Genomic DNA, 16,919 nt, shown 5'->3' on the forward strand with positions numbered 1-16,919 from the left:
GAACCCGGTAAGAAGTCGCTTAGGCTCGGCGGCATGTCGTTGAAGAGTCTCACGTCGATCGAGAACTGGCCCGTTCCCACCGCCGCGGCGGGGGTCGTACGGGCCGACGGTGCGGTACTGGGGAGCCACGGTCCCGTCCGGCAACGGTTCGCGCTGGCCTCGGTCACCAAGCCGCTCGCGGCGTATGCGGCGCTCGTCGCGTACGAGGAGGGGGCGATCGAGCTCGACGAACCGGCCGGGCCGCCCGGGTCCACGGTCCGTCATCTGCTTGCCCACACCTCCGGGCTGGCCTTCGACGAGCACCGGGTGACCGCGCCGCCCGGGGAGCGGCGGCTGTACTCCAACGCCGGGTTCGAGCAGCTCGGGGACCATGTCGCCAAGGCGACGGACATTCCGTTCGCGGAGTATCTGCGGCAGGCCGTGCTGGAGCCGCTGGGCATGACGTCTACCTCGCTGGAGGGGTCGCCCGCGAAGGACGGTGTCTCCACGGTCGAGGATCTGCTGCGGTTCGCTGCCGAGGTGCAAGCGCCTCGGCTGCTGGATGTCCGTACCGTCGCCGAGGCGATGACCGTGCAGTTCCCTGGGACCAAGGGTGTTCTGCCGGGGTACGGGCATCAGAATCCGAACGACTGGGGGCTTGGTTTCGAGATCCGGGACGGGAAGTCTCCGCACTGGACCGGGGGTTCGTCCTCGCCTCGGACGTTTGGGCATTTCGGGCAATCCGGTACGTTTTTGTGGATCGACCCGGTTGTGGGGGTGGCCGGGGTTGCTCTCACGGATCGGGCTTTCGGGCCTTGGGCCGTTGAAGCGTGGCCGGTGTTCACCGATGCGGTGCTCGCGGAGTTGCGGGGCTGACGTCGGGTCTTTCGCCCCCGCCGCCCCTACCCTTCCCGTCCCCGGGGGCTGCCGCCCCCAGACCCCCGCTTCGGCCTGAACGGCCTCGTCCTCAAACTCCCCCAAGCTCTACGAGCAGGGGGTACCCCCAGACGGGCTGGAAAGTCCCGTCATTTCCCAGATCAATAGCTCTGTCTCCGTCGTCGCCACTGCCTCCGTGTCTTTCTCATCCGTGATGCGGGCCGAGTCTCCCGGGCCCAGGTTCTCGCCGGCCAGCTGGAGTTCGCCGCGGACCACGTGGACGTACACGTGCGTCGCGTCCGGTAGTGCTGTTCGTTCGCCCGGGGTCAGGCGGCGTACGTGGAGCATCGCGGCGGACTCGGGGACGGCGTACGGGGTGGAGTCGGCGATGCCTCGGACGATCTCGTAGGCCGGGTCGCCGCCGGGGTTCAGCGGGGCCAGCCACATCTGCACGAAGGTGAGCGGGGCGTCGCCGTCGTTGCGCTCGATGTGGCGGACGCCACCCGCCGAGCTGAGGCGCTGCACGTCTCCGGGGCGGACCAGCGTCTCGTGGCCCTGTGAGTCGCGGTGCGTCAGCTCGCCCTCGACCACCCATGTGACGATCTCGGTGTGGCTGTGCGGGTGCTCGTCGAATCCGGCGCCGGGTGCGAGCCGCTCCTCGTTGCAGGCGATGACCGCGCCGAAGCGCAGGTTCCCGGGGTCGTAGTGCGGGCCGAAGGAGAAGGCGTGGCGGGAGTCGATCCCGGCGTCGGGGTCTCCCCCTCGGTAGCGCTCCGCGGCGCGCCGTACGTCCATCACGGCACCACCGTAGTCCGCAGTCCCGACCCGGCGACGCACGCTCCCGTCCGGATAAGGCAGTCTTGTCCCGTGCCCGAACCCGAAACCCGCAAGCCCGAACACGCAACGCACGACGTCCATACGCACTCCGCGACCCTGAAGCGGCTGGAGAAGTCGTCCGGCAGCCTGGCCGCCCAGGCCATCGCACGCATGGACGAGACCCTGCCGTGGTACCGGGCCATGCCACCGGAGAACCGTTCCTGGATCGGGCTCGTGGCCCAGGCGGGCATCGCCGCCTTCACCGAGTGGTTCCGGCACCCGGACGCCCCGCAGGCCATCTCGACGGACGTGTTCGGCACCGCGCCGCGCGAGCTGACCCGGGCCATCACCCTGCGGCAGACCGTGGAGATGGTGCGCACCACCATCGAGGTCATGGAGAGCGCGATCGACGAGGTCGCCGCTCCCGGGGACGAGGGCGTGCTGCGCGAGGCGCTGCTGGTGTACGCGCGGGAGATCGCGTTCGCGACCGCCCAGGTGTACGCGCAGGCCGCCGAGGCACGCGGTGCCTGGGACGCCCGGCTGGAGTCGCTGGTGGTGAACGCGGTGCTCAGCGGTGAGGCCGACGAGGGCGCCGTCAGCCGGGCCGCCGCTCTTGGCTGGAATTCGCCCGAGCACGTGTGCGTGGTGCTGGGGACCGCTCCGGACGGTGACTCCGAGCTCACGGTGGAGGCCATCCGGCGGGCCGCCCGGCACGCCAAGCTCCAGGTGCTCACCGGGGTGCTCGGGGACCGGCTCGTGGTCATCGCGGGCGGCAACGACAATCCGCTGGCCGTCGCCAAGTCGCTGATCGGGCCTTATGCCGCGGGACCGGTGGTCGCGGGGCCCGTCGTACCCGATCTGCTGGCCGGGACGCGGTCCGCGCAGGCCGCGGCCGCGGGACTGAAAGCATGTTCTGCCTGGCAGGACGCGCCCCGGCCGGTTCTGGCGGACGATCTCCTTCCGGAGCGGGCCATCGCGGGCGATCCGAGCGCCCGTGAGCAGTTGGTGGAGGAGATCTACAGACCACTGGAAGAGGCCGGATCGGCGCTCCTGGAAACCTTGAGCGTTTATCTGGAGCAGGCGAGCAGCCTGGAGGGTGCGGCAAGGATGCTCTTCGTTCACCCGAACACCGTGCGCTACCGGCTCCGACGTGTGACTGACGTCACCGGCTGGTCGCCATCCGATGTACGATCCGCGTTCACGCTGCGGATCGCGCTGATCCTGGGGCGTCTGGCAGATGGAGATACTCAACCCTAGGTTTTTGTCGGGGGCCCACAAAACCCCTTCGTGTTCTTCGTCCCTGTCCCCACGGGCGGCCCCTGCCGTCCCCAAGAGAGAGTGTGAGAGTGCTCGTACTCGTCGCTCCCGGCCAAGGCGCCCAGACGCCCGGCTTCCTGACTCCCTGGCTCGATCTCCCCGGTGCCGCCGACCGCGTCGCCGCGTGGTCGGACGCCATCGGACTGGACCTCGTCCACTACGGAACCCAGGCCGACGCGGACGCCATCCGTGACACCGCGGTGGCCCAGCCGCTGCTGGTCGCCGCCGGGATCCTGTCCGGCGCGGCACTGGGTACGGGACCATTTGCCGCTGACGCGGCGGGCTCCCCGGGCGCGGTCGCGGGCCACAGCGTCGGCGAGATCACCGCCGCCACCTTCGCGGGCGTGCTGGGCGAGACCGCCGCGCTGGGTCTCGTACGCAAGCGCGGGCTGGCCATGGCCGATGCCGCGGCGATCACCGAGACCGGCATGTCGGCGCTGCTGGGCGGCGACCCCGAGGTGTCCGTCGCGCATCTGGAGAAGCTGGGGCTGACGCCGGCGAACATCAACGGCGCGGGCCAGATCGTCGCCGCGGGCACGCTGGAGCAGCTCGCCGCGCTGAACGAGGACAAGCCCGAGGGCGTCCGCAAGGTCGTCGCGCTGAAGGTCGCGGGCGCCTTCCACACCCACCACATGGCCCCCGCGGTCGAGACGCTGGCCAAGGCCGCCGCGGACCTCGAGCCCGCGGACCCCAAGGTCACCTACGTCTCCAACAAGGACGGCGCGACCGTCGCCGCCGGCGCCGAGGTGCTCGAGCGCCTGGTCGGCCAGGTCGCCAACCCGGTCCGCTGGGACCTGTGCATGGAGACGTTCCAGCGGCTCGGCGTCACCGCGCTCATCGAGGTATGCCCCGGTGGCACACTGACCGGCCTGGCCAAGCGCGCCCTTCCGGGTGTCAAGACGCTGGCCCTGAAGACCCCCGCCGACCTCGACGCGGCCCGCGAGCTCATCGCCGAGCACGCCTGACGCCTAAGGAGCCGTACCGAATCATGTCGAAGATCAAGCCCAGCAAGGGCGCCCCGTACGCGCGCATCCTCGGTGTCGGTGGCTACCGTCCCACCCGTGTGGTGCCCAACGAGGTGATCCTCGAGAAGATCGACTCGTCCGACGAGTGGATCCGTTCGCGCTCCGGCATCGAGACCCGGCACTGGGCGGGCCCGGAGGAGACCGTCGCCGCCATGGCGATCGAGGCCTCCGGCAAGGCGATCGCCGACGCGGGCATCTCCGCCGAGCAGATCGGCGCCGTGGTCGTCTCGACCGTCTCGCACTTCAGCCAGACCCCGGCCATCGCGACCGAGATCGCCGACAAGCTGGGCACGGCCAAGGCGGCCGCGTTCGACATCTCGGCGGGCTGTGCGGGCTTCGGCTACGGCCTGACCCTGGCCAAGGGCATGATCGTCGAGGGCTCGGCCGAGCACGTGCTCGTCATCGGCGTCGAGCGGCTGTCCGACCTGACCGACCTGGAGGACCGCGCGACGGCCTTCCTGTTCGGCGACGGCGCGGGCGCGGTCGTGGTCGGCCCCTCGCAGGAGCCGGGGATCGGCCCGAGCGTCTGGGGCTCCGAGGGCGACAAGTCCGAGACCATCAAGCAGACGGTCACCTGGGACCGCTACCGGGTCGGCGACCTCGCCGAACTGCCCCTGGACAGCGAGGGCAACATCAAGTTCCCCGCGATCACCCAGGAGGGCCAGGCGGTCTTCCGCTGGGCCGTGTTCGAGATGGCGAAGGTCGCCCAGCAGGCGCTGGACGCGGCCGGGATCACCGCGGACGACCTGGACGTCTTCATCCCGCACCAGGCCAACGTGCGGATCATCGACTCGATGGTGAAGACCCTCAAGCTGCCGGAGCACGTCACAGTCGCCCGTGACATCCGCACCACCGGCAACACCTCGGCGGCCTCGATTCCGCTCGCGATGGAGCGGCTTCTGGCGACCGGCGAGGCGAAGAGCGGCGACACCGCGCTCGTCATCGGATTCGGGGCGGGTCTCGTCTACGCCGCCACGGTCGTTACCCTCCCCTAGGCACTCCGTGCCGGATCATGCGATCCGGCACGGGAACCGCAACCACCTGCCGCTCACGCGGTGGGCGCAAAACACCGTCTGGATATCTACGAAGGAGCGCCTGACATGGCCGCCACTCAGGAAGAGATCGTCGCCGGTCTCGCCGACATCGTGAACGAGATCGCCGGCATCCCGGTTGAGGACGTCCAGCTGGACAAGTCCTTCACCGACGACCTGGACGTCGACTCGCTGTCCATGGTCGAGGTCGTCGTCGCCGCCGAAGAGCGCTTCGACGTCAAGATCCCGGACGAGGACGTCAAGAACCTGAAGACCGTCGGTGACGCCACCGACTACATCCTCAAGCACCAGGCCTGAGTCACCCCTCGAGCCTGAGGCTGCAAGGCCCCGCCACCCGGCGGTGGCGCCGTAGTCCCCGCTGACGCGGGGGTAGTCCTCCCGTATCCGTTGGAGAAAGAATTCCCGTGAGCCCGACCAATCGCACCGTGGTCGTCACCGGTATCGGCGCAACCACACCGCTGGGTGGCGACGTAGCTTCGTTCTGGGCGGCCCTGGTCGCCGGCAAGTCCGGCGTCAGCCTCCTGGAGCAGGAGTGGGCGGCCGATCTGCCGGTCCGTATCGCCGCGCAGATCGCCGTCGAACCGGGCGAGATCCTCCCCCGTCCGCAGGCCCGCAAGCTGGACCGGTCCGCTCAGTTCGCGCTGATCGCCGCTCAGGAGGCCTGGAAGGACGCCGGTTTCACCGCCAGGGCGGGCGAGGACACGTCCGTCAACCCCGACCGGCTGGGCGCGGTCATCGCCTCCGGCATCGGCGGCGTGACGACCCTCCTCGACCAGTACGACGTCCTGAAGGACAAGGGCGTCCGCCGTGTATCCCCGCACACCGTGCCGATGCTGATGCCCAACTCCCCGGCGGCCAACGTCGGTATCGAGCTGGGTGCCCGCGCCGGTGTGCACACCCCCGTCTCGGCCTGCGCCTCCGGCGCCGAGGCCATCGGCTACGCGATCGAGATGATCCGCACCGGCCGCGCCGACGTCGTCGTCGCGGGTGGTACCGAGGCGGCCATCCACCCGCTGCCGATCGTCGCGTTCGGCAACATGATGGCGATGTCGAAGAACAACGACGACCCCGAGGGCGCGTCGCGTCCCTACGACTCCGGCCGCGACGGCTTCGTGATGGGCGAGGGCGCCGGCGTGATCATCCTGGAGTCCGAGGAGCACGCGAAGGCCCGCGGCGCCCGGATCTACGTCGAGGCCGTCGGCCAGGGCATCTCGTCCGACGGTCACCACATCACGCAGCCCGAGCCGTCCGGCAACGGCATCGCGCACGCGCTGCAGAACCTGCTCGACAACACCGACCTCAAGCCGGCCGAGATCGTGCATGTGAACGCGCACGCCACCTCGACCCCGCAGGGCGACGTCGCCGAGATCAAGGCCCTGCGCAAGGTGTTCGGGGACGACGTCGACCACATGGCGATCTCCGCGACCAAGTCGATGACCGGCCATCTGCTCGGCGGCGCCGGCGGCATCGAGACCGTGGCGTCGATCCTCGCCCTGTCCAACCGCCTCGCCCCGCCGACCATCAACCTCGACGACGTCGACCCGGAGGTCAACGCCGACGTGGTCCGCGGTGAGGCGCGTCAGCTGCCCGAAGGCCGTATCGCCGCGCTGAACGACTCGTTCGGCTTCGGCGGGCACAACGTGGTGCTGGCGTTCCGGACGATCTGAGAAGCGCCGGTACGCGCCGGTACGCAAGTGAAGGGCCCCCACCGGGGGCCCTTCCTCGTGTGCGGATTCCTCGTGTGCGGATTCCTCGTGTGCGGATTCCTAGACCACCTGGTGCAGCCAGCGCACCGGGGCGCCCTCGCCCGCGTACCGGAACGGCTCCAGTTCGTCGTCCCACGGCTTGCCCAGGAGCTTGGCGATCTCCGCTTCCAGGTCCGTCTCGCCGCGCTGGGAGCGGGTCAGCGCCGCGCGCAGGCGGTCCTCGGGGATGAGGATGTCGCCGTGGATGCCGGTGACGGCGTGGAAGATGCCGAGTTCGGGGGTGCAGCTGTAGCGCTCGCCCTCGGCGGTCGGGCAGGGCTCCGCGGTGACCTCGAACCGCAGGAGGTGCCAGCCGCGCAGCGCGGACGCCAGCTTGGAGGCCGTGCCGGCCTCGCCCTGCCAGGAGAACTCCGAACGCCAGGTGCCCGGTGCCGCGGGCTGCCGGATCCAGTCGAGGTTGACCCGGGTGCCGAGCACCCCGGCGACGGCCCATTCGACGTGCGGGCACAGCGCGCGCGGAGCGGAGTGCACGTACAGAACTCCACGTGTCGTCACCGGAACCTCCGGGCAGAGCGGGACATCTTGCGGACGGGCCGGCGGCAGTGGTGCGACGGCCGCGTTGATGGCGAGGCTACCGTGCGTCGGGGCAAGGAGTGTGACGTACCGTCGCTCCCGCCGCCAGGAAACCCCGCCATTCACCCAGGGGGACGCTTGTACGGGTGTGAGCCGTTGCATGCCGCACGTCGGGAACCCTCGCGCGTTGTTATGGGTTGGGGACCATGACGGCACGACAAGGGGATGGACCAGGGCATGCGAAACCGACGCCGGCGTTCACGGGCCGTCCTCGCCGTCCTGCTGGCGGCGGCCCTGGGCGCCGCCGGCTGCGACGCGGTGGGTGACAACTCCCCCGCGCCGGACGTCACGAAGGCGCGGGCCACCCGGGCGGCCCCGGTGTGGAACCGCAGCCCGTCCTCGCTCGCCGCCGTCGGCGATTCCATCACCCGTGGCTTCGACGCGTGCGCGGTGCTGTCCGACTGCCCCGAGGTGTCCTGGGCGACCGGCACCAGCACCCAGGTCGACAGCCTGGCGGTACGGCTGCTGGGGCGCGAGAAGGCGGCCGAGAGCAGCTGGAACTACGCGGTGACCGGGGCCCGGATGGCCGACCTGCCCGACCAGATGGCACAGGCGGCCGCCCGCAGGCCCCAGTTGGTGACGGTGATGGCGGGGGCGAACGACGCCTGCCGGGCCAGGGCCTCGGCGATGACCCCGGTGGACGACTTCCGCAACCAGTTCGAGGAAACGATGAGCACGCTGCGCGAGACGCTGCCGAAGACGCAGGTGTATGTGGCGAGCGTGCCGAACCTGAAGCGGCTGTGGTCGCAGGGCCGTACGAACCCGCTGGGCAAGCAGGTGTGGAAGCTCGGCATCTGCCCGTCGATGCTGAGCGACGCGGACGACCTGGCCGCGGCGGCGACCCTGCGCCGGGACAAGGTGCAGCAGCGGGTGGAGGCCTACAACAAAGTGTTGAAGGAGGTCTGTGCGAAGGACCGCCGGTGCCGCTTCGACGGGGGCGCCGTCTTCGACTACGAGTTCGGCACCGACCAGCTGAGCCACTGGGACTGGTTCCATCCGAGCGCGGACGGTCAGGCGCGGCTCGCGGCCATCGCGTATCGCACCATCACCGCGGCCGGGCCCGTCACCTAGGGTTTCCCACATGAGCGAACTTTTCGGCACACTTTCCGACGGAACCCCGGTACACCGCTGGACGCTGGAGCGCGCCGGGGTGCGGGTACGGGTCCTGACGTACGGCGGGATCGTGCAGTCCGTCGAGGTCCCGGACAGATGGGGGTCCCCCCGCTCGAGCGAAGCCGAGAGTGGGGGAGGACGGACGGCGAACATCGTGCTGGGGTTCGCCGGCCTCGACGGCTATCTGGCGCACCCCGAGCCGTACTTCGGCGCGCTGGTCGGGCGGTACGCGAACCGGATCGGGAACGCCCGCTTCCCGCTGGACGGCCTGACGTACGCACTCGAACCGAACGACGGACCCCACTGTCTGCACGGCGGCGGCCACGGCTTCGACAAGCGCGTCTGGAGTGCGCGGCCGGTCGGACACGGCGTGCGCCTCACCCGGGTCAGCCCGCACGGCGAGGAGGGCTTCCCGGGCCGGCTTGAGGTCTCGGCGACGTACACCCTCGACGAGTCCGGCGCGCTGCGGATCTCCTACGAGGCGGTGACGGACGAGCCGACCGTGGTGAACCTGACCAGCCACAGCTACTTCAACCTGGCCGGCTCGGGCCACGCGGGCGGCCATGAGCTCCGGATCGCCGCCTCCCGGTTCACCCCGGTCGACACGGGTCTGATCCCGACCGGCGAGCTGCGGGACGTGACGGACTCCCGCTTCGACTTCCGTACGACGCGCAAGGTCGGCTCCGGCTACGACCACAACTTCGTGCTCGACAAGGGGGTGACCGAGGCGCCCGCGGAGGTCGCCGAGCTGCACGACCCGGCGTCCGGGCGGCTGCTGACGATCGCGACCACCGAGCCCGGTATCCAGGTCTACACGGCGGACCATCTGAGCGCCCCGTTCGAGCCGTGCGAGGGCATCGCCCTGGAGACCCAGCACTTCCCGGACTCCCCCAACCGCCCGCAGTTCCCCAGCGCCCAGCTGCGGCCGGGCGCGGTGTACCGGTCGGAGACGGTGTACGGCTTCGGCGTGCGGGACTAGGAAGGGTCCCGGTCGCGCCTAGCCGGCCTCCCCGCGCATCCGCTTGGTCGCCCTGCCCAGCAGGGCCATGGCGCCCGCGCAGACCAGCAGGGTCGAGCCGCCGATCGCGATCGGGGGGAGCGCCCCGCCCTTGATGCCCTCGCCGGTCACCGTGGTGGCCAGCACGAGGATGATCGAGTACAGGCTCCGGCCGACCTTGGCGCCGGCCGGGATCACCCGGAGCAGCTGCGGAATCGTGGTGGCGGCGGCGACGCCCATGCCGAGCGGGATGGACGCGCCGAGCATCAGCGCCCCGAAGCCGAAGGAGTTGCCGTACGCACCCCACCCTGCGCCCTTGATCAGCAGATAGCCTGCCGCGCCGAAGGACAGCAGGACGAGCAGGCCGTTGACGTAGGCGGCCTGCGTGGCGGCCTTGCGGGCGCCGGGCAGATGGGCGGCCGGGGAGCGCCAGGCGTCCGGGGTGATCAGCCGCAGCTGCCGCTTGAGGGCCTGCATCTGCGTCAGGGCGAGGGCGCCGACGGCCACGAGGACCAGCCCGACGGCCGCACCGGCGAAGCCGATCGGGCTCCGCGTGATGCCGTAGTGGACACCGCCGAAGGTCAGCGGGACGCCGAGCACATAGCCGTAGGCGAGGAACTTGGACTTCTGCTGGATCTTCACCACAAGCTCGCGCTGCCCCGGCGTGAGATTCGGATCGAGCCGCATCTGCCCCTCGCCCAGGCTCTGCTGGGGCGGCTGGGGATGCGGCGGGTACGGCTGCTGGGGCGGGTACGGCTGCTGGGGCGCATAGGGTTGCTGCTGCGGCGGGTACGGCTGCTGTGGCGCGTAGCCCTGCTGGGGCGGATACGGCTGGTACGGCTGCTGGGCACCGTACGGGCCCGGTTGCTGCTGGCCGTACGGCCCCGGCTGCTGCTGACCTGGATACATGGTGTCTCTCCCCCGAACCGGTGTTCCGGTGCTTGCGGCCCGGGAGTCTGCCACATCCGCCTCTTGGGCCACGAGCCCCGGTCCGGGCGTCAGGTCCCGGACCGGGGCTGCTCATGGGGAGACTGTCCCGCTCAGACGTTAGTCGTGGCGGTGAGTCGGCGGTCGACGATCGAGCGCCCCGCTGTGATCTCGTACGAACCCTTCACACACACCCACGAGTCGTCCCAGATTTCGAAGGCGCGGCGCGGGATCTCGACACTCGCCTCGACGCTGTCGCCGGGCCCCGCCTCTACGCCCGCGAATCCGGCCAGCCAACGGGCGGGGCGGTGGGCGTCCGGCTCGGCCGGCGCCAGATAGACCTGCACGACCTCCCGGCCCGCCCGAGCACCGGAGTTGCGGACGCGGACCTTCACGGTCGTGCCCTCGACCTCCAGCGACTCGTACGTCCACTCGGTGTACCCGAGTCCGTGCCCGAAGGCGTACGACGGGGTGCGGCCCGCCCGCTCCCAGGCGCGGTGGCCGATGAACACGCCCTCGGTGTAGGGGAGCTCGCCGTTGTCCGGGGCGACCCGGGTGACCGGGGCGTCGTCCAGGGAGCCCCAGGTGGTCGGCAGCCGGCCGCCGGGTTCGTACGCCCCCGTCAGCACGTCGGCCAGGGCCGCGCCGCCCTCCTGGCCGGGGAACCAGCCGAGCAGCACGGCCGCGACCTCGTGGCGCCAGGGCAGTTCCACCGGGGAGCCGGAGTTGACGACCACGACGGTGTCGGGGTTGGCGGCGGCGACCGCGCGGACCAGGTCGTCCTGTCGGCCGGGCAGGCGCAGGTCGCGGCGGTCGAAGCCCTCCGACTCGACGCGTTCGCTGGTGGCGACGACCACGACCGCGGTGTCGGCGTCGCGCGCGGCCTCGACGGCCTCGGCGATCAGCTCGTCCGGGTCGCGCCGGGGGTCCTGGTGGGCCAGGGCGAAGACGACGCTCTTGAAGGGGCGCCTGCCGGGGTGGGTCACGACGTGGGTGAGGGAGACGTCCACCGGTTCGCCCGCGGTGAGTTCGGTCCGGGCGCGGGGTACCGGGGTGCCGAAGACGGCGGCGAAGGGGTCGTCGCCGGTGGGGTGCTGAACGTCGTCGTAGTACGTAGTGCCGCCGATCGTGAGTGTGAAGGCGCCCAGGCCTTTGATGCCGAAGGTGTGCTCGCCGGTCTCGCGCGGGGTGTAGGTGCCGGTCAGTTCGACGGTGTGCAGGGTGTCGAAGCCGACGCCCTCGGGTAGGTCGGTGCCCGTCCACTGGATCTGGCCGCCCGGGGCGGAGCCGGTGCCGATGACCCGGCCGTCGGTGTCCCGGCAGACGGCGTGCAGCGCGAACCCGCCCTCACCGACGGCGAGTTCGGTGCTCGGGTCGGCGCCGACGGTGTAGGTGAGTCCGCCCTCGGGCAGGGCCGCGGTGAGGGCGTCGAGCGGGGAGACGATCCGGGCCGGGAAGACGGTCGCGGAGCCGCCGCCGAGGATGTGGGCGTCACGGGCGGCGGCGCCGATCAGGGCCACCTTCCGACCGACGGCCAGGGGCAGGGCACGGCGCTCGTTCCGTACGAGGACGAAGGAGCGGCGGGCGATCTCGCGGGCCAGGGCCGCTCCGTCGACCGGTGCCGGCAGTTCGGTGACGGCCGGTTCGGCACCCTCCAGGATGCCGACGCGGGCGGCGAGGCGCAGCACGTTCCGTACGGCCGTGTCGACCGTCGCCTCGGACACCGTCCCGGCGCGGACGGCCCGTGCGAGCGGTTCGCCGTACACCGTGACCGGGCCGGGCATGGCGGCGTCGAGGCCGCCCTCGATCGCGGCGACGGTGGAGCGGGCGGCCGTCCAGTCGGAGACATTGAGGCCGTCGAAGCCCCATTCGCCGCGCAGGACTTCGTTGACCAGGTGGTGGTGTTCGGTCATCGTCGTGCCGTTGACCGAGTTGTAGGCGGTCATGACGGCCCAGGGGCGGGCGTTCTCGACGATCGCCTCGAAGGGGGCCAGGTACAGCTCGCGCAGGGCGCGTTCGGGGACCAGGTTGTTCACCGTGAAGCGGTCGGTCTCGGCGTCGTTGGCGACGAAGTGCTTGACCGTGGCGCCGACGCCGCCGGACTGCACGCCGGTCACATAGCCGGTGCCGATCCGCCCGGTGAGGTACGGGTCCTCGCTGTAGGCCTCGAAGTGACGGCCGCCGAGCGGGGAGCGGTGCAGGTTGACGGTGGGCGCGAGGAGCAGGTGGACGCCCTTGCGGCGGGCCTCCTGGGCGAGCAGGACACCGGCACGGCGGGCCAGCTCCGGGTCCCAGGCGGCGGCGAGCGCGGTCGGGGAGGGCAGGGCGACGGACGGGTCGTCGGCGGTCCAGCGCACGCCCCGGACGCCGATCGGGCCGTCGGACATGACGAGGGACTTCAGGCCGATCTCCGGCAGGGCGGGCAGGGTCCACATGTCCCGGCCCGCCAGGAGGCGGGTCTTGGCGTCCAGGTCGAGCCGCCCGAGGGCGGCCTCCACGACGGCCTCACGGGCCGCGTCCGCTCGGGCATTGCCGGTCTCCGCCACGGTGGTACCTCCTCGTCGAAGTCGCTGGGTACCTCCATCGTGTCCATCACCCGGTCACTGCCGCCAGACGCCCGTCGGCGGCTTGCGCACGGCCTTCGCTGTCTTCATGCGCGGCGGTGTCACCCGCCCCCGGGCACCGCCGCCACGATCTCGATCTCGATCAGGGCCTCCGGGCGGAACAGCCGGGGCACTTCGAAGGTCATGCTCGTGGGCGGGATCCCGGTGAGGAACTCCCTTCGTACGGCGCCGTATTCGTCGAGCCGGGAGATGTCCGTCAGATACGTGCGGATGTTGATGACGTCCGCCAGGGTCGCGCCGTGCGCCTTGAGCAGGGCCTCGATCGTCTCGAAGACGCCACGGGTCTGCTCGGCGAGGGTCGCGCCCTCGGCGATCTGCCCGGAGAGGAACAACAGGGCGCTGCCATCGGCGTGTTCGGCTCGGGCGACCTGGGAGTAGTAGGCGTTGAGGGGCTGGGGTGCGGAGGCGGGACTGCCGAGGGTGATCTGCATGTCGTCGACGCTAGGTGTGTCCCCGCGATGCGACAAGCGAGTGTCTAGCATGGCTCGCATGCCGAATGCGCATCACGATCCGGACCTCTCCACCGTCTGGCTGCGGGTGTTCCTGGCGGTCGCCCGGCACGGCTCGTTCACCACGGCCGCGCGGACGCTCGGCTGGACGCAGTCCGCGGTGTCCCGGCAGATCTCCTCGCTGGAGGCGGCGCTGGGCGGCGGTCCGCTCTTCGACCGGCTGCCGCGCGGGGTGCGGCTGACGGAGGCCGGGCGGATCCTGGTGCCGTACGCCGAGACCGTCGCCGGGGCGCTGTACGGCGCCGGGCGCGAACTGGCCGCGCTGCGCGAAGCGGCCGCCGGGCGGCTGCGGTTCGGTGCCTTCCCCAGCGCCGACGCGGCACTGGTGCCGCACGCCCTCGCCGCCTTCCGGGCCCGGCACCCCGGTGTCCGGGTCACCCGCGAGGAGGGGCTGACGCCGGGGCTGCTGGACCGGCTGGCGGACGGGCACCTGGAGGTGGCCGTGGTCTCCACGACCGGCCGGGCGCCGCTGGAGACGTACGAACTCCACCATCTCATCGACGAGTCGCTGTACGTCGCTGTTCCGGCCGACCATGCGCTGGCGCGCGAGGACGGGCCCGTGCAGCTCGGCCTGCTCGCTGACGCCGACTGGATATCCGGCGGTCCCCGCCCCGAGGGCACGCTCCTGGACGCGGCCCTGCGGCAGGGCTTCCGGCCGCGCGTGGCGCATGTCGTCGCCGAGTGGACGGCCAAGCAGGGCTATGTCGCCGCGGGTCTGGGCGTCGCCCTGGTCCCGGCGCTGGCCGCCGTCTCCGTACGGCCGGACGTGGCCCTGCTGCCCGTCCTCGACGAGGGCGCCCCCGCGCGGGCGGTGTACGCGGCGACGGTACGGGGGCGGACGCCGACGCCGGCCACGGAGGCGTTCCTCACGGCGCTGCGGGAGGCGGCGGCGAGGATCCCGGGCCCCCCGGACACCATGGCGTAGACCACTCCCGTCACGCGATACTTCCGCTGTCCCGCACCAAGCGCCCCGCACAGCGATGGAAGGACTCGAACTCCCTTGAATTCATTACGTGTTCGGATCGGCGTCCTCGGACTGGCCCTGATGGCGGGGCTGGCGGCCCCCACGGCGACGGCGTCCGCCGGTACGGCCCCGGCGCCGACCGTCGAGGAACAGCGGCTCGACCGGGCCGTGCCCCGGGAGATCCTGCGGCGCTCGGGATTCGGCACCGTGGCCCCGGAGCTGGCCCACGCGCTCGGCTCCGCGCACTCCTACGCCCAGGCCCGGCGCCTCGTCGTACGGGAGGGATCGGCGCTGTGGCGGCGGGCGGTCGAGCGGGCGCAGGGGCGGGGGTCCGCGGGCGGTGACCTCAGCAGGGACGACGACCGGCCGCTGTACTGGGCCCGGCTGGGGATGACCCGGGAAGTGCGCACGTGGGAGCCGGAGTTCGGCCTGTCCGACGCTCAACGGTCCGCACTGCTGTCGGAGTTGGAGCGGACCTCACGCGGCCAGACCGACATCCGCTATCCGCACGGCAAGGGCGTCCGGCGGATCCTGGTCACGGGCTTCGACCCGTTCACCCTCGACCGGGACATCCGCATCTCCAACCCGTCCGGGGCCACCGCGCTCGCGCTGGACGGCACGGTGATCCGGACGGCGGACGGTCCGGCGCGCGTGGAGACGGCCGTGTTCCCGGTGCGCTGGCAGGACTTCACTGGGGGCACCTCCCAGGCTTTCGGCTCTGGGGGAGGGACGGTGGAGCGGACGCTGCGGCCGTACCTGCCGAAGGTCGATCTCTTCACGACGGTGAGCCAGGGCCGGGTCGGGCGCTTCGACGTCGAGCACACCAACGGGGCCTGGCGGGGCGGCTTCCCCGACAACGACAACGTCGGCCGGACGGAGACGGTCCCGGTCACCGACACGGCCTCGCAGCCGCAGTGGACGACCACGACGCTGCCCTACGCGGCGATCGTGGCCGCGCGCACCGGGCGCTTCCCCGTGTACGACCACACCGAGGTGACCGAGATCCCGGCGGGCGGCACCGGTCCCGTCGTACGGGCGGACGGCCCGACCCCCGGCTCGGTGGCACGCGCCGGCGGTGGTGGCGACTACCTCTCCAACGAGATCGCCTACCGTGCGACGCTGCTGAGGGACCGTCTGGGCCTGCACGACAGCCTGCCCGGCGGCCATGTCCACACTCCCGTGCTCCAGTTCGGCACCGGGAACACGGACCCGGCGTCCGGCACGGTCACGGACCCGGAGTTCGTGCGGAACCGGCTCGACATCATCGACCAGGTGCGGTCGATCGTGACGGTGGCGGCGGACGCCGAGTTCAGGAGGTGACCTGCTCCCCCTCGGCGTCGTCCGTGTCCTGGTCCGTGTCCTCCTCCTCGTCGATCTCCTCGCCCAGCAGGTCCCGCGCCAGCAGCGTCGCCCCGGCGACCGCGCCCGGCATCAGGAAGACCGCGACGAACGGGACCAGGAAGGCCAGGCCGAGGGGGGTGCCGAAGCCCCAGACCAGGGTCTTGCGGGAGCGGAGCAGGGTGAGGCGGGCGCGCAGCTCGACGCCCCGGCGCTGCAGGGCCACGGAGGCGAGTTCCTCGGTGAGGAAGAAGCCGGTGACGAAGAACCCGAGCACCGGTACGGCCGTCTGGCCGACGAACGGCAGGAAACCGACGGCGAACAGCAGCACGCCCCAGACGGCGGCGCGGATCAGGACGCGGAGGCTGTCGCGGGCCGAGATCCACAGTTCGCGCCACAGGGGGAGGCCCGACTCGGGTGCCGTGCCGTCGGGCGACACGTCCCGGTCGACCTTCTCGGAGAGGTTCTCGTAGAAGGGCTGGCCGATCAGCAGGGTGACCGCGGTGAAGGTGAGGACGGCCATCAGCAGGCCCAAGGCGAAGAGCACCGCCGTGAGAAAGCCCCGGAACAGCCCCTGCCAGGGGCTCGACCAGCCGTCGGCGAAGGGCGTGGCCCAGCCGACGACATCCTCACCCCAGACGGCCAGCACGACGAGCGCCGCCGCGTAGAGAACGAGGGTGATCAGGCCGGGCACAAGGCCGAAGCCGTACTGCTTCCCGTGCCGGGCCACCCAACGCTGGCCCTTCAGCAGATAACCGAACCCCACCCCGAGATCACGCATGGCGAAAACTTTACCGGCGTGGGGCGGGTGGGCCGGGGTGGCCCGGGGGCCGGGGCCCGGGGGGCCGGAAGCCCGATGCCCGGGTGGCCCTGTGCCCGGTGGCCCGAAGGCCCGGTGGCCCGGGCCCGAAGACTGGGGGCTGGAGGCTGGAGGCCGGGGCCCGGAGGCCCGGGGGGTGGGGGCTGGGGCCTGGTGGCCCGAAGGCCGGAGGCCGGGGGCTGGAGGCCGGGGGCTGGAGGCCGGGGCCCGGAGGCCCGGAGGC

The 16,919-nt window shown here is 71.6% G+C and carries 16 protein-coding genes; 10 read left to right on the plus strand and 6 right to left on the minus strand.

What is annotated here, in order from left to right; translation table 11 throughout:
* Positions 1–33 precede the first annotated feature (33 nt).
* Positions 34–855: a serine hydrolase domain-containing protein gene (locus tag N8I87_RS12510; protein WP_263208330.1), complete on the plus strand. Its 822-nt coding sequence runs from the start codon at positions 34–36 to the stop codon at positions 853–855.
* A 108-nt stretch (positions 856–963) separates the two neighbouring features.
* Here N8I87_RS12510 and N8I87_RS12515 read toward each other — a convergent pair whose 3' ends face one another.
* On the minus strand, positions 964–1,650 hold the full coding sequence (locus tag N8I87_RS12515; RefSeq protein WP_263216415.1) for a pirin family protein: 687 nt from the start codon (positions 1,648–1,650) through the stop codon (positions 964–966).
* 72 nt (positions 1,651–1,722) lie between these two features.
* Here N8I87_RS12515 and fasR point away from each other — a divergent pair, with 72 nt between their 5' ends.
* The 5 genes from fasR (at position 1,723) to fabF (ending at position 6,732) form a co-directional block, all read left to right on the plus strand.
* Complete coding sequence (gene fasR / locus N8I87_RS12520; RefSeq protein WP_263208331.1) at positions 1,723–2,928, plus strand: fatty acid biosynthesis transcriptional regulator FasR; 1,206 nt, start codon at positions 1,723–1,725, stop codon at positions 2,926–2,928.
* A gap of 89 nt (positions 2,929–3,017) precedes the next feature.
* The gene (locus N8I87_RS12525; RefSeq protein ID WP_263208333.1) at positions 3,018–3,953 is read left to right on the plus strand and encodes an ACP S-malonyltransferase; all 936 of its coding nucleotides are present in this window, start codon (positions 3,018–3,020) and stop codon (positions 3,951–3,953) included.
* A gap of 23 nt (positions 3,954–3,976) precedes the next feature.
* Positions 3,977–5,008, plus strand: coding sequence for a ketoacyl-ACP synthase III (locus tag N8I87_RS12530; RefSeq protein WP_263208335.1), 1,032 nt, complete (start codon positions 3,977–3,979; stop codon positions 5,006–5,008).
* Between the two features lie 105 nt (positions 5,009–5,113).
* Positions 5,114–5,362, plus strand: coding sequence for an acyl carrier protein (locus N8I87_RS12535; RefSeq protein ID WP_015660680.1), 249 nt, complete (start codon positions 5,114–5,116; stop codon positions 5,360–5,362).
* 107 nt (positions 5,363–5,469) lie between these two features.
* Positions 5,470–6,732 carry a beta-ketoacyl-ACP synthase II gene (gene fabF / locus N8I87_RS12540; protein WP_263208343.1) on the plus strand — a complete coding sequence of 421 codons (1,263 nt, stop codon included), beginning with the start codon at positions 5,470–5,472 and terminating at the stop codon, positions 6,730–6,732.
* A gap of 99 nt (positions 6,733–6,831) precedes the next feature.
* Here fabF and N8I87_RS12545 read toward each other — a convergent pair whose 3' ends face one another.
* Positions 6,832–7,326, minus strand: coding sequence for a DUF3145 domain-containing protein (locus N8I87_RS12545; RefSeq protein ID WP_263208345.1), 495 nt, complete (start codon positions 7,324–7,326; stop codon positions 6,832–6,834).
* A gap of 255 nt (positions 7,327–7,581) precedes the next feature.
* Here N8I87_RS12545 and N8I87_RS12550 point away from each other — a divergent pair, with 255 nt between their 5' ends.
* Together N8I87_RS12550 and N8I87_RS12555 are read left to right on the plus strand one after the other, a co-directional pair.
* Positions 7,582–8,475, plus strand: coding sequence for an SGNH/GDSL hydrolase family protein (locus N8I87_RS12550; RefSeq protein WP_263208347.1), 894 nt, complete (start codon positions 7,582–7,584; stop codon positions 8,473–8,475).
* 10 nt (positions 8,476–8,485) lie between these two features.
* Positions 8,486–9,496 carry an aldose epimerase family protein gene (locus N8I87_RS12555; protein ID WP_263208349.1) on the plus strand — a complete coding sequence of 337 codons (1,011 nt, stop codon included), beginning with the start codon at positions 8,486–8,488 and terminating at the stop codon, positions 9,494–9,496.
* 18 nt (positions 9,497–9,514) lie between these two features.
* On the opposite strand, the gene N8I87_RS12560 is transcribed toward N8I87_RS12555, so the two are convergent.
* The 3 genes from N8I87_RS12560 to N8I87_RS12570 all read right to left on the minus strand — a co-directional run bounded on the left by N8I87_RS12560 (position 9,515) and on the right by N8I87_RS12570 (position 13,496).
* The gene (locus N8I87_RS12560) at positions 9,515–10,423 is read right to left on the minus strand and encodes a hypothetical protein (protein WP_263208351.1); all 909 of its coding nucleotides are present in this window, start codon (positions 10,421–10,423) and stop codon (positions 9,515–9,517) included.
* 131 nt (positions 10,424–10,554) lie between these two features.
* On the minus strand, positions 10,555–12,987 hold the full coding sequence (locus tag N8I87_RS12565; RefSeq protein WP_263208353.1) for a glycoside hydrolase family 3 protein: 2,433 nt from the start codon (positions 12,985–12,987) through the stop codon (positions 10,555–10,557).
* 119 nt (positions 12,988–13,106) lie between these two features.
* Complete coding sequence (locus N8I87_RS12570) at positions 13,107–13,496, minus strand: RidA family protein (RefSeq protein WP_263208355.1); 390 nt, start codon at positions 13,494–13,496, stop codon at positions 13,107–13,109.
* Between the two features lie 49 nt (positions 13,497–13,545).
* Here N8I87_RS12570 and N8I87_RS12575 point away from each other — a divergent pair, with 49 nt between their 5' ends.
* Positions 13,546–14,499 carry a LysR family transcriptional regulator gene (locus N8I87_RS12575; RefSeq protein WP_411577220.1) on the plus strand — a complete coding sequence of 318 codons (954 nt, stop codon included), beginning with the start codon at positions 13,546–13,548 and terminating at the stop codon, positions 14,497–14,499.
* A 75-nt stretch (positions 14,500–14,574) separates the two neighbouring features.
* Positions 14,575–15,858, plus strand: coding sequence for a PA0049 family protein (locus N8I87_RS12580; RefSeq protein ID WP_263208358.1), 1,284 nt, complete (start codon positions 14,575–14,577; stop codon positions 15,856–15,858).
* Here the strand turns inward: N8I87_RS12580 and N8I87_RS12585 are convergent.
* Complete coding sequence (locus N8I87_RS12585; protein ID WP_263208360.1) at positions 15,848–16,657, minus strand: EI24 domain-containing protein; 810 nt, start codon at positions 16,655–16,657, stop codon at positions 15,848–15,850. The two genes, N8I87_RS12580 and N8I87_RS12585, sit on opposite strands and share 11 nt — an antisense overlap.
* Positions 16,658–16,919: the final 262 nt, after the last annotated feature.

The organism is Streptomyces sp. HUAS 15-9 (assembly GCF_025642155.1).
Lineage (GTDB): Bacteria > Actinomycetota > Actinomycetes > Streptomycetales > Streptomycetaceae > Streptomyces.